This window comes from Kitasatospora papulosa, assembly GCF_000717245.1.
Classification (GTDB): Bacteria; Actinomycetota; Actinomycetes; order Streptomycetales; family Streptomycetaceae; genus Streptomyces; species Streptomyces papulosus.
In genome coordinates, this window is record NZ_JNYQ01000001.1 from 446,419 (window position 1) to 459,282 (window position 12,864).

11 protein-coding genes are annotated in these 12,864 nt (G+C 71.3%); 5 read left to right on the forward strand and 6 right to left on the reverse strand.

All coding sequences use genetic code 11. The features are described from left to right. Positions 1-81 precede the first annotated feature (81 nt). Positions 82-1,491, reverse strand: a complete 1,410-nt coding sequence (locus tag IA22_RS0101870) for an amino acid permease (protein ID WP_014156269.1) — start codon at positions 1,489-1,491, stop codon at positions 82-84. A 122-nt stretch (positions 1,492-1,613) separates the two neighbouring features. After that, the gene (locus IA22_RS0101875; protein ID WP_030122555.1) at positions 1,614-3,002 is read right to left on the reverse strand and encodes an amino acid permease; all 1,389 of its coding nucleotides are present in this window, start codon (positions 3,000-3,002) and stop codon (positions 1,614-1,616) included. Positions 3,003-3,264: 262 nt separating this feature from the next. Here IA22_RS0101875 and IA22_RS0101880 point away from each other — a divergent pair, with 262 nt between their 5' ends. Then, positions 3,265-3,858 (forward strand): biotin transporter BioY, encoded by a 594-nt coding sequence (locus IA22_RS0101880; protein WP_030122556.1) that lies wholly within the window; start codon positions 3,265-3,267, stop codon positions 3,856-3,858. Between the two features lie 41 nt (positions 3,859-3,899). Here the strand turns inward: IA22_RS0101880 and IA22_RS0101885 are convergent, their stop codons facing one another. Further along, entirely contained in the window at positions 3,900-5,198 is a 1,299-nt protein-coding gene (locus IA22_RS0101885; protein ID WP_030122557.1) for an FAD-binding oxidoreductase, read from the reverse strand. A 90-nt stretch (positions 5,199-5,288) separates the two neighbouring features. Further along, complete coding sequence (locus IA22_RS0101890) at positions 5,289-6,728, reverse strand: amino acid permease (RefSeq protein WP_014156273.1); 1,440 nt, start codon at positions 6,726-6,728, stop codon at positions 5,289-5,291. Between the two features lie 253 nt (positions 6,729-6,981). Between IA22_RS0101890 and IA22_RS0101895 the strand changes: the two genes are divergently transcribed. Together IA22_RS0101895 and IA22_RS0101900 are read left to right on the forward strand one after the other, a co-directional pair. After that, positions 6,982-7,470 carry a ribose-5-phosphate isomerase gene (locus IA22_RS0101895; RefSeq protein WP_014156274.1) on the forward strand — a complete coding sequence of 163 codons (489 nt, stop codon included), beginning with the start codon at positions 6,982-6,984 and terminating at the stop codon, positions 7,468-7,470. Positions 7,471-7,544: 74 nt separating this feature from the next. After that, positions 7,545-8,366, forward strand: a complete 822-nt coding sequence (locus IA22_RS0101900) for an Fpg/Nei family DNA glycosylase (protein ID WP_030122558.1) — start codon at positions 7,545-7,547, stop codon at positions 8,364-8,366. Positions 8,367-8,387: 21 nt separating this feature from the next. On the opposite strand, the gene IA22_RS0101905 is transcribed toward IA22_RS0101900, so the two are convergent. Beyond that, complete coding sequence (locus tag IA22_RS0101905; protein WP_030122559.1) at positions 8,388-9,620, reverse strand: GNAT family N-acetyltransferase; 1,233 nt, start codon at positions 9,618-9,620, stop codon at positions 8,388-8,390. 105 nt (positions 9,621-9,725) lie between these two features. Here IA22_RS0101905 and IA22_RS0101910 point away from each other — a divergent pair, with 105 nt between their 5' ends. Beyond that, entirely contained in the window at positions 9,726-10,871 is a 1,146-nt protein-coding gene (locus IA22_RS0101910; protein WP_015577148.1) for a PP2C family protein-serine/threonine phosphatase, read from the forward strand. A gap of 131 nt (positions 10,872-11,002) precedes the next feature. On the opposite strand, the gene IA22_RS0101915 is transcribed toward IA22_RS0101910, so the two are convergent. After that, positions 11,003-12,181 carry a cation:proton antiporter gene (locus IA22_RS0101915; RefSeq protein WP_015577147.1) on the reverse strand — a complete coding sequence of 393 codons (1,179 nt, stop codon included), beginning with the start codon at positions 12,179-12,181 and terminating at the stop codon, positions 11,003-11,005. A gap of 150 nt (positions 12,182-12,331) precedes the next feature. Between IA22_RS0101915 and IA22_RS0101920 the strand changes: the two genes are divergently transcribed. Further along, the gene (locus IA22_RS0101920; protein WP_030122560.1) at positions 12,332-12,832 is read left to right on the forward strand and encodes an HD domain-containing protein; all 501 of its coding nucleotides are present in this window, start codon (positions 12,332-12,334) and stop codon (positions 12,830-12,832) included. Positions 12,833-12,864: the final 32 nt, after the last annotated feature.

The window sequence follows — 12,864 nt, forward strand, 5'->3', positions numbered from 1 at the left end:
GCCGCTGTCCTCGCCCGCGTACGGCGGCCGCCGTGCCGAGGCGCTCGCGTGGCCGCCGGGGCGTGCGGCGGCCACGGAACATCAGGCGTCCGGCGTGCGCCCCGCCCGCTTCTGCCGCACCACGCCGATCACGATCAGCACCGCCGTCAGCACGCCGGTCGCCAGCAGCTGGTCCCGGGTGTCGGGCTGCCGCAGCATCAGGACGAAGATCCCGGCCATGGCCACCAGCGCCACGATCGTCAGGACCGGGAAGAGCCACATCCGCACGACCAGGCGCTCCGGGGACTCACGCTCGGTCCGCTTGCGCAGGATCAGCTGCGAGACGGCGATGAAGATCCAGACGACCAGGATCACCGCGCCGATCATGTTGAGCAGCCAGGGGAAGACGTCCTCGGGACGCCAGTAGCTGAGCAGCACGCACAGGAAGCCGAACACCGAGGAGGCGAGCACGGCGTTGCGCGGGACACCGGAGGAGATCCTGCCGAGGACCTTCGGGCCCTGGCCGCGGGCGACGAGGGAGCAGGCCATGCGTGAGGAGCCGTAGATGTTGGCGTTCATCGCCGACAGCAGGGCGACGAGGATCACCACGTTCATGATCTCCGCGGCACCGCCGATACCGAGGTGGTCGAGCATCGCGTAGAACGGGCCGACCTCGGCGACCTGGGGGTCGTCCCACGGCACGAGGGTCACGATGACCGCCATCGAGCCGATGTAGAACACGGCGATGCGCCACATCGCCGTACGCACCGCCTTGGCGACACCCTGGACCGGGTTCTCGGACTCGGCCGCGGCGATGGTGACGGTCTCCAGGCCGCCGTACGCGAAGACGGAGGCGAGCAGACCGATGATGAGTCCCTCCGAACCGTTCGGCATGAAGCCGCCGTCGCCGGTGAGGTTCGACGTGCCGGGGGAGTCCGTTCCGGGCAGCACCCCCAGGATCGCGAGGAGACCCAGCACCAGGAACAGGGTGATCGCGATGACCTTGAGGGCGGCGAACCAGAACTCGAACTCACCGAAGTTCTTGACGGCGGCGAGATTCGTGCCGAGGAAGATCACCATGAACAGGGCGACCCAGACCCATTCCGGGGTGCCGGGCAGCCAGCCGGTGACGATCTGCGCGGCGCCGATGCCCTCCAGCCCGACCGCGACACAGAGCAGCACCCAGAACGACCACCCGGCGGTGAATCCCGCCCAGGGGCCGATCGCCCGTTCCGCGTGGACGGAGAAGGAGCCGGAGGCGGGGTTGGCCGCCGACATCTCACCGAGCATCCGCATCACGAACATGACGAGCAGCCCGGAGATGCCGTACGCGACGACGATCGAGGGACCGGCCGCGGCGATGCCCGCACCCGAGCCGACGAAGAGCCCCGCTCCGATCACACCGCCCAGGGCGATCATCGACAGGTGGCGCTGCTTGAGTCCGTGGGTGAGCGCGGAGTCGGCGGCGGGGGCGGTGGCGTCCGTGGGGGGCGGCGCGGAGGTCCGGGACATGGACAAACTCTGTTCACTGGTCGGGACAGGGGTCGGGCCACAGTCTTGCCACGGGCCCCGCCCAGGGGGAACGGACGTCCGCTATACGGTCACCAGGCTCACACAAGGTGTGCACCTGCCTACTATCTCGAGCGCAGCTCCCGTACGACCGCGACGAGCAGCACCAGACCGGTCGCACCCGCCGACCACAGCACCTGCGGGCGGGCCACGTCGTCGGTGAGCATCAGTAGCAGGACGGCCAGCAGACCGGCCAGGGTCACCCAGGTCAGATAAGGGAAGCACCACATCCGCAACGTCAGCGCGCCCGGCGCCTCCCGCTCCAGCCGGCGCCGCAGCCGCAGCTGGGAGGCGGCGATCAGGCCCCAGACGAACAGCAGGACCGCCCCGACCGAGTTGAGCATGTAGAGGAACACGGAGTCGGGCCACTTCAGATTGAGCAGCACCGAGACGAAGCCGAAGGCCACCGAGGCGAGCACCGCCCTGCGGGGCACGCCGCCCCCCTGCCCGCCGGACACCCTCAGCAGCCCCCGCGGCGCCTCTCCCCGCTCGGCCAGCGAGAAGATCATCCGGGACGAGCCGTAGAGATTGGCGTTGAGCGCCGAGAGCAGGGCCACGAACACCACGATGTTCATGATCTGCCCGGCCGACGGCACCCCGATCGAGTCCAGGACCTTCACGTAGGGGCTGAGTCCGGCCTGCTGCGCGGTCCACGGCAGCACGGTCACGATCACCAGCATCGAGCCGACGTAGAAGAAGAGGATGCGCACCACCGCGCTGCGCACCGCGCGGCCCACGGCACGCGCCGGGTCGTCGGTCTCGGCCGCCGCGATCGTCACGACCTCCAGCCCGCCGAAGGCGAACACCACGGTGAGCACCCCGGACACCACGCCGTCCCAGCCGTTGGGCAGGAAGCCGCCCTGGCCGGTGAGGTTCGTCAGCCCCACCGGACGGGTGTCGGGCAGCACGCCGAGGACGGCCAGCAGACCGAGCACCAGGAAGACCACGATCGCGCCCACCTTGAGCGCGGCGAACCAGAACTCGAACTCCCCGAAGTTCTTCACGGCCGTCAGGTTGGCCACCGTGAACACCACCATGAACAGCAGCACCCAGAGCCACTGGTCCACCGCGGGCACCCAGCCGTGGGCGATCTGCGCGGCGGCCGTCGCCTCCACGGCGAGGACCACCACCAGCAGGAACCAGTAGAGCCAGCCCACGCTGAACCCGGCCCAGCGCCCCAGCGCCCGCTCCGCGTGGACGGAGAACGACCCGGACGCCGGCATCGCCGCCGACATCTCGCCGAGCATCCGCATCACCAGCATCGCGAGCGCGCCCGCGATCAGATACGAGACGACGACGGCGGGCCCGGCGACCGCGATCCCGGCGCCCGACCCGACGAAGAGCCCGGCGCCGATCACCCCGCCCAGGCCGAGCATCGTCAGATGGCGCTGTTTCAGACCCTGGGCCAGGGGCTCGGGCGGAACAGGGGGGTGCGTGGGGGGCGCGTCGTGCATGAGCTGCGGATCACTCTCGGATCATTTATGGGGAACCTACAGTCTCACGGGACGGCGCCCCTTCCCGAACGGAGGGCCGCGTACACCTCAGCCTCAGTGACCAGCATCACGCCGAGGGATTGTTGCGCAACGCTCTTTGTGCGAACCCGACTAAGCCCTCAACCACCGCTTTGTGGGCGGCTGATGGTGATGGAGCGATGGCACGTCGGCTAACGTCACCTCCAGTCCGTCCCTGCCTGCCGACCTCACCCGCGGAGTCCCGATGAATACTGCTGCCGCCCCCGCCCGTTCCGGAGCGGTCCTCGCCGACCTGCTGCCCGCAGCCCGGCACCGCTACGCCGTGGACACCGCGCTGGTCGTCGGCGGCGCCGCACTCACCGGCATCGCGGCCCAGATCGCCGTGCCCGTCCCCGGCTCCCCGGTCCCCGTCACCGGCCAGACCTTCGCCGCGCTGCTCATCGGCACCGCGCTCGGCGCCCGCCGCGGGTTCCTCTCCCTCGCCCTGTACACGCTCGTCGGCATGGCCGGTATGCCGTGGTTCTCCGAGGGCACCTCCGGCCCGGGCGGCGCGTCCTTCGGCTACGTCCTGGGCATGCTGCTCGCCGCCACGGTCGTCGGCGGTCTCGCCCGCCGGGGCGGGGACCGGTCCGTCCTGCGCACCGCGGGCACGATGGCGGTCGGCTCCCTCGTCATCTACGCGGTCGGCGTGCCGTACCTGGCGCTCTCCACGGGCATGTCGATGAGCGCGGCCGTCGCGGCCGGTCTCGTGCCGTTCCTGATCGGCGACGCGCTCAAGGCCGCGCTGGCCATGGGCGCCCTGCCCGCCTCCTGGAAGCTGGCCGGCCGCCGAGGCTGACGACCACGGCCGGCGGGCGTCGCCTCCGACGCCGCCGCTGGTCACACGGCGTCGTCACCGACGCCGTAGGCACCACCGAAGAGGCTCGCCGGGTCGTACCGCGACACCAGACCGGCGAGCCTCTCGCGCGTCCCGGGGCCGTGCAGGCCTCCGGTGCGGTCCCCGCCGCCGAAGGAGAAGTTCAGCGCGCGGCCCAGGCCGTGGGGCGCCGTCTCCCCGGCCGCCCGCGCGAACAGGTGCCGTGCGGCGGCCACGTCCGTCCCGGCCGTCATGGCCAGCAGCCGCAGCAGGAAGCCGGCCTCCCGGTGCGGCACCGCGTTGCCGGCCGGGGGTGGCGAGGCCAGGGCGCCGCCCAGGTGGTTGATCTGGACCACCGTCATCATCGGGGCCGTCGGCCCGGTCAGCTCCAGCACCCGCGCCGCGCTCCCCGCGTCCAGCTCGCGCAGCATCAGCCCTTCGCCGTAGTACGCGTGCGGGAACGGCGGGTCGCTGTGAATGGTGTGGCTCTCCGTGTACGGCATCTCCCGCAGCGAGTCCGAGAGCGCCGGGCCGATCGCCCGCAGCGGCGCCACCAGCGCCTCGCCGGCGACGGGGGAGCCGGTGTACGCGACGCGCACCGAGACGGCGTACCGCCCCCGCAGGGCCTGCGGCATCTGCGGGACGTCGGGGTAGCTCAGCGCCGCGAGCGACGAGGTGCAGGTGTCCGGCACGGTCCGGGTCCACTCCAGGTAGTGCCGCAGCACCTGTGGGGCCGCGGCCCCGTCGAAGGCCAGCGAGCCGCCGTACAGCCGGTCCACGGCCACCAGGCCGGTCTCCAGTTCCGTCACGGCACCCAGCCGGTGCCCGCCGCCCCGCAGCCCCCAGAAGAGGTCCGGTTCGGCGTCCGGGGTGACATGGCGCAGGACGCCGTCGGCCGTCACCACGTCCAGCGCGCGCACATGGTCGGCCGCGTAGCCGAACTCCCGGCCCAGGATCCCCAGACCGCCGCCCAGGGTGTACGAGACGGCGCCGACGCCCGGCGCCGATCCGTTCAGCGGGGCGAGCCCGTGCCGGGCGGCCGCCTCGACGACCCGCCCCCAGGTGGCACCCGCCCCGATGCGCGCGGTGCGGCGCACCGGATCGATCTCCACGGTGTCCATCCGGCGGGTGTCGACCAGCACGCCGCCCTCGACCGGACCCGGCAGCCCGTGGCCGGTCGCGCGGACGGCCACGGACCGGCCGTGTGCGGCCGCGTCCCGGACGGCGGCCCGTACGTCGGCGGCCCCGCGGGCCTCCACCAGGAGATCGGGACGGATGGCGAAACCGGTCTGGAAACTCCCGGCCGTGGGTGTGGCTGTCATGACGAAGGCTCTCCGTTCGCTCGCGGGACCGCGTGGCGAGGGAGAGCCTTCCGGGTATACCTGACATCCGCCGTCAGGTATGCGTACCGATCACTCGACCGGTGCCGCCGCCTTCCTGCTGCGCGCGTCCCGCACCAGCGAGACCGCCACGACCAGGGCGGCGACCAGCAGTGAGAGGAGAACCTGCTCGCGCCCGGCGTCGTCGGTCAGCATGTAGACGAGGACGAAGGAGATCATCGCGATCGTCGCCCAGGTCAGGTACGGGAAGAGCCACATCCGCACGACGAGCTTCTCGGGCGACTCGCGCAGGATGATGCCGCGCATCCGCAGCTGGGTGAAGCAGATCACCAGCCACACGAACAGGGCGACCGCGCCGGAGGAGTTCAGCAGGAACGCGAACACGGTGTCGGGCCACTGGTAGTTGAAGAACACGGCCACGAAGCCGAACACGACGGACGAGAGGATCGCCGCCTGCGGCACGCCCCGCTTGTTCACCGTGGAGAACGCCTTCGGCGCGTCCCCGCGCTGTCCGAGCGAGAAGGCCATGCGCGAGGCGGTGTAGAGGCCGGAGTTGAGACAGGACAGCACGGCCGTCAGCACGATGACGTCCATGACCTGCCCGGCGTGCGGAATGCCGATGACGTTCAGCGCGGCGACGTACGAGCCGTCCTCGACGATCGAGGGGTCGTTCCACGGCAACAGGGTCAGGACGACGAAGATCGAGCCCAGGTAGAAGATGGCGATACGCCAGATCACGCTGTTGGTGGCCTTGGAGACGGCACGGCGCGGGTCCTCGGACTCACCCGCCGCCAGCGTCACGATCTCGCTGCCCATGAAGGAGAAGACGACCATCAGCACACCCGTGAGGATGGCCCCCGGCCCCTCGGGGAAGAACCCGCCGGTGTCCGTGAGGTGGGCGAGGCCCGATCCCGCGTGGTCAGACCCCGGCAGGACGCCGAAGACGGCGAGCAGACCGACGACGACGAACGCGCCGATCGCCACGACCTTGATCCCGGCGAACCAGAACTCGAACTCGCCGTACGAGCCGACGGAGACGAGGTTGGTCGCCGTCAGGACCACCATGACGATCAGGGCCCAGGCCCACTGCGGGACGCCGGGTACCCAGCTCTCCAGGATCTTGGCACCCGCCGTGGCCTCGACGGCGAGCACCACGACCCAGAAGAACCAGTACAGCCAGCCGATGGAGAAACCGGCCCAGCGGCCCAGGGCCTGGTCGGCGTAGGCGGAGAAGGAACCCGAGCTCGGCCGGGCGACCGCCATCTCGCCGAGCATTCGCATGACAAAGACGACCATGAGGCCGACCAGCGCGTACGACAGGAGAATGGCCGGTCCCGCTGCCGCGATGCCGGCTCCGGAGCCGACGAAGAGGCCCGCCCCGATCACACCGCCGATGGCGATCATCGAGAGGTGACGGTTCTTGAGACCTGCCTGGAGCCCGTCCTGGGAGTCGGGCTTACCTGGCTCGCCGGGCTGTTGACCCGGTCCGGCCAGAGTCGTCTGCGACGTCATGGATCGAATCCTTAGGTTTTCTGATCATGTGTGTCGGTATTACTTGCCTTGGCGGTGGTGGTGCGAAGGCAAGGCCACGCATTCAAGCCCGGCCGGCACCAGAAGCGGAACCCCCTCATCCGTTTCCTTGACCCGATCGTTGCCCGAGTGGCACGGCACACAGGTCCGGACCTGAACAGGGCCTCCGGGAAACCCCGGTGGCTCCCGACCCCGCTGACCATTACCCCGCCCGGTCCGTGCCACACTTCGCACCATGCGCGTGTACCTCGGCTCCGACCATGCCGGCTACGAACTGAAGAACCACCTCGTCGAGTGGCTCACGGCCCACGGCCACGAGGCCGTCGACTGCGGTCCCCACATCTACGACGCCCAGGACGACTACCCGCCGTTCTGCCTCCGCGCCGCCGAGCGGACGGCAGCGGACAAGGACAGCCTCGGCATCGTCATCGGCGGCTCCGGGAACGGCGAGCAGATCGCCGCGAACAAGGTCAAGGGCGTCCGCGCCGCGCTCGCCTGGAGCGAGCAGACCGCCGCGCTCGGCCGCGAGCACAACGACGCCAACGTGGTGGCCATCGGCGGCCGCATGCACACGCTGGAGGAGTCCACGAAGTTCGTCGAGATCTTCCTGGCCACGCCGTACTCGGGTGAGGAGCGTCACACCCGCCGCATCGAGATGCTCTCGGCGTACGAGAACACCGGCGAGCTGCCCCCGATCCCGGCCCACCATCCGCAGCAGGGCTGAACGGCCCGCACCCGCTTCCCTCGTGCCGCCGGGCTCCCGCCCGGCGGCACGAGCGCGTCACCAGGAGAACAGCCGTGCCCGAGGGGCATACGATCCACCGTCTCGCCGCAGACCACCACGAGCGGTTCGCGGGCCGCCCGGTGCGGGTGAGCAGCCCCCAGGGGAAGTTCTCCGACAGCGCGGCCCTGCTGGACGGACGTGTCCTGACCGGTGTCGACGCCCACGGCAAGCACCTCTTCCTCGGCTTCGAGGGATCGGCCTGGGTCCACATCCACCTCGGCCTCTTCGGCAAGCTCGGCTTCGGCACGGTCCCCGCGCCTCCGCCGACCGACACCGTCCGGCTGCGCCTGCTCAACGACTCCCACCACGCCGACCTGCGCGGCCCCACCACCTGCGCCCTGATCACCGGCCCCGAGAAGCGGGCGATACACGACCGGCTCGGCCCCGACCCGCTGCGCGCGGACGAGGACGGCGAACGCGCCTGGCTCCGCATCTCCCGCAGCCGCGTCACCGTCGCCGCCCTGCTGATGGACCAGAAGGTCGTCGCGGGCGTCGGGAACGTCTACCGCGCCGAGGTCCTCTTCCGGCACGGCATCGACCCGTACCGCGCGGGCAAGGACCTCACCCGGGCCGAGTGGGACGCGATCTGGGCCGACCTCGGCGTCCTGATGCGCGAGGGCGTGCGGAACAACCGCATCGACACGGTCCGCCCCGAGCACCTCCCGGAGGCCATGGGCCGTCCCCCGCGGGTCGACGACCACGGCGGCGAGGTGTACGTCTACCGCCGGGCCCGGCAGGCCTGCCACATCTGCGGCACCGAGATCCGGACCGCGGACCTGGCGGCCCGCAACCTCTTCTGGTGCCCGGCCTGCCAGCCCTCCGCGGCGGGCAGGTAGGCAGGCCGGGGAGGGCCCGGATCAGAAACCGTGCGGGCACCACGGCTGCGTGTCCGAGCCGAACGCCAGTGAGGCCGCGGCCAGCGCCCCCTCCCGCAGCTCGCGCACCGTCCCTGCCGCCGCCAGCGTCGTCAGGGACACCCCGCCCAGGTAGGCGGCGCCCAGGTCGTTCACGGACAGGGCCAGTTCGGGCTCGTCCTCCGTCCGCCGGCAGGTGGCCGCGCCCTCCGCGTCGGTGGTCAGCCGCCAACGCCCCGCGTTCCACGGGCAGAAGGCGTCCTCCACCTCCAGCACCACGTCCACCGGGGCCCGGTAGGCGCGGGCCTCCAGCGCCGCACCCAGCTCGACCAGCCGCACGTAGAGCCCGTCCCGCACCCGCACCTCGCAGCGCCGGACGTCCGAGACCAGCCGGAGCAGCGCGTCGTCCACGGGCCGGCTGCCGCACTCGACCACCGAGGTCAGGTCGATGCCGAACAGGAAGCGCCACAGCGCCGCGTACGACGCGGGGTCGAGTGCCGCGAGGTCGCGCACCGCGACCGTGCCGTTGGGTACGGCGCCGTCCCAGCCCGGCCGCAGATGGAACGTGACGTAACCCGTGACCTCGCCGTCCCGCTCCGCGAGCACGCACTGGAGCGGAGAGCCCCCGCCCCGGGAGCTCTCCGGGTCGCTCACCGGCACCCTCTCCCAGCCCGGCTGCCGCACCAGGGTGCCGGGCCGGTCCGGCGCCACACGCGCGTACACCGCCTCGCAGGCGTCGAGCGCCTCCCGCGGGGACGACCGGCGCACCCGCACCCCGTCCGTGCCGGGCGGCAGCGCGAGCCCGACCCGGGAACTGTCGATCCGCAGCTTCGCCTCCGCCGACGCCGCGCCGTAGCCGAACCGGCCGTAGATGCCGGGCTCCGAGGCCGTCAGCACCGCGAGCGGCTCGCCCCACGAGCGGACGTCGTCCAGCTGGCGCCGCATCATCGACGTCAGCAGCCCCTGCCTCCGGTGCGTCGAGGCGACGCTCACCATCGTGATCCCCGCGGCCGGCACCGCCGCCCCGCCCGGGACGGTCAGCCGGAAACCGTACGCACCGGCCGTACCCACGCATTCGGCACCGTCCCAGTGCCCCAGCGCCCGCTCCGGTTCGGCCAGCGCGGCGTACAGCTCGCGGGACTCGGGGGAGAGGGGGACGCCGCCGAACGCCAACTCGATACAGCCGAGCCAGGAGTCCCACGCCGTGGCCGACAATGTGCGCAAATCCGTGTTCATGAGCCCTGCTTATCAGGGGCGTGCGACCTGGGGCGACCTGGTTTCGAACACATTGACACCGGGTCCCCCTGCACCGGAGGCCGTCGGGTGGATAAGGTCCCGACAATGGCACGTCGCAGTGGAGCAGAGACCTTCACCGCCCGGTGGCGCAGATCGGCACACCGGGCGCGCATCGCGCTGCGCCGGTCCGGGGTGGACTACTTCCGCGGCGACGGGTCCGACTGGATAGCCCTGGCCGGCCTGCTGGTCATCATCCCGGTGATCACCTGCACCACGCTGCTCAACCCCGTCTGGTGCTCCCCGACCGCCCTGGCCCTGCCGATCGTGGCGGGCGGTCTCCTGCTGCGTCCGGCCAGTCTGCTGAGCCTCTACGCGACGGCGGCCGCCGCCCTGATCGTCGAGTCCATCGCCCTCGGCCCCTACGCGGACGGCCCCGCCCGGGTCACACCGGGCACCGTCCTGGTCGTCGCGGCCTGCGGTTTCTTCGGGCTCGTCCTCGCCCAGTTCCGAGCCAGGGTCGGGGTGCCGTGGCGACGCGGCGGCACGATGCTCTTCGACCTGCGCGAGCGGATCCGGGTCCAGAGCGCCCTGCCGCGACTGCCCGAGGGCTGGCACCGGGAGATGGCGCTGCGCCCCGCCGGCGGCCAGTCCTTCTCGGGCGACTTCGTCGTCGCCGCCCGCACCCACGGCGGGCGCACCCTGGAAGTCGTCCTCACGGACGTCTCCGGCAAGGGCATGGACGCCGGATCCCGCGCCCTCCTCCTGTCGGGCGCCTTCGGCGGACTCCTCGGATCCCTCCCGCCGCACGGCTTCCTGCCCGCCGCCAACGGCTACCTGCTGCGCCAGGACTGGGACGAGGGCTTCGCCACCTCGATCCACCTCGTCCTGGACCTGGAGTCCGGCGACTACGAACTCCTCTCCGCCGGCCATCCCCCCGCCCTCCAACTGCACGCGGGCAGTGGCCTGTGGGAGGAGAAGGCGGCCGAAGGCCCCCTGCTCGGCGTCTACGACGGAGCGCAGTTCGACGCGGTGAAGGGCTCGTTGGCGCCCGGGGACGTCCTGATGCTGTTCACCGACGGCCTGGTGGAGGCGTCCGACCGCGACATCGCGGAGGGCATCGACCGGCTGACCGGCGAGGCCGACCGCTACGTCGCGACGGGCTTCGAGGGCGCGGCCTGGCATCTGATCGAGGCCTGCGCGAAGGACGTCAACGACGACCGCGCCCTCCTGCTGCTGTCCCGTCGCGGCTGAACCGTACGGAAGCGGTCGAAACCGCACGGACGTCAATGCACGTGTCATGCGGTCACCCGAAGGTGGAGAAGTCCCGGCGGGCGTCGTCCCGGGTGCGCGGCCAGGGCCTCCCCACCCGGGTCGGCCGCCCCTCAGACCGGTACCGCCTCTTTCTCGGTCTCCCGGTCCCGTGTGCGCCCGCCGGGGAGGATCCGGGCGAGCCAGTGCGACCGGCCGGCCGCCAGCGGCGACAGGACCGCCAGCAGGAGCACGTACCCGGCGATGAACGGCGAGAGCCGTTCGTCCAGGCCCGCGCCCGCTGCCATGGTGGCGAGGATCAGCGCGAACTCGCCGCGCGCCACCAGGGTGGTGGAGACGTTGGCCGTGGCCTTCGGCCCGAAGGCGTAGATCTTGGCCGTGGCCATACCGGCGAAGACGTTCATCAGCACGGTCACCGCGACGGCGGCCAGCACCGGCCACAGCACGCTCGGCAGGTCGCCCGGGTTGATGGAGAGTCCGAAGGCGAAGAAGAAGATCGCTCCGAACGCGTCCCGCAGGGGATGGACGAGCTTCAGGATGCGGGGGCCCGAGGTGGTGCTGCCCAGCATCAGGCCGACCATGAAGGCGCCGATCGCGTCGGCCACGCCGAACCACTCCGAGACCCCGGCCACGAAGACGGCGACACCGAGGAAGGAGATGACGAGGAGTTCGTCGTCCTTGGTGTTCATCAGCTTGCCGACGAGTTTCGTGCCGAACCGGGCCATCAGGGCGAGCAGCAGCAGGAATCCGAAGGCCTTGCCGCCGTCGAGCACCGCGGCCCCGAGGCTGTCCGCCCCGGACAGGATCGGCTGCAGCGCGGCGAGATAGAGGGCGAGGAAGACGTCCTCGACGACGATGATGCCGAGGATCGGCCGGGTCTCCGGATTCCCGATCCGGCCGAGGTCGACCAGGACCTTCGTGACGATGGCGGACGACGAGATGCCGAGCACACCCGCCAGCACCAGCGCTTCCGAGGTGCCCCAGCCCAGCGCGAAGCCGAAGCCGAGACCGGCGCCGACGTTCAGAGCGAGATAGGTGCCGCCGGCGAGCGCCATCTTGCGCCCGCCTTTCTTCAGGTCGTCCAGGTGGAACTCGAGGCCGAGGTAGAAGAGCAGCAGCACCAGGCCGAGCGCGGAGAGCATCTCCAGGTCGTGCGGATCGTCGAGGAGGACGACCCCGGGGGTGTGCGGGCCGAGCAGGATCCCGGCCAGGATGAACAGGGGGATGGTCGGCAGTCCGATACGACCGCCTACGCGGGCGAGGACGGCCGCGGCGAGGAACGCGCCCCCCATGGCGATGAGCGTGTCTGCGTGTCCGATGAGCCTGTCTCCTTCTTTCGGTCAAGAGCGCGTCAAGGAATCGTCAGTAATTAGTTTACCGAACGATCAGGGGTGCACTCGTGGAACCGTCCGAGGAGGCGGGGCCGGGCGTAGAGTCGGCCCATGCCGATGCCGTATCTGAACCTGTCCCAGGTGGAGTTGATCGCCCGCGAGGCCCATCGGGAGCAGACCGACAAGGCGGGACGCCCGTACGCGGAGCACCTGGCCGCGGTGGCCGAGGGCGTGCGGATCCGGGGAGGGAGCGAGGAGCAGATCGCCGCGGCCTGGCTGCACGACGCGATCGAGGACGGCGCGCTGTCGCGGCGGTGGCTGGACGAGGCCCCGCTGTCCGGGCGGGTGAAAGACATGGTCCTCGCCGTCACCAAGCGGGACGGCGAGGACCTCTTCGCGTACACCGGGCGGATTCTCGCCACGCCCGGAGCGCTGCTGATCAAGGAGTCGGATCTGGCGCACAACGCCGACCCGGACCGGCTCGCGGTGCTCGAGCCGACGACCCATACCCGTCTGACCGAGAAATATGCGCAGGTACGCGGCTTGCTGGGGCTCGACGGGGGTGCCGGGCCGACCGAACGGCGGGATCAAGCCAACCCCGCCGCAGGCTGACGCCCCGGGGGATCGGCCCCCGGCGTCAGGGG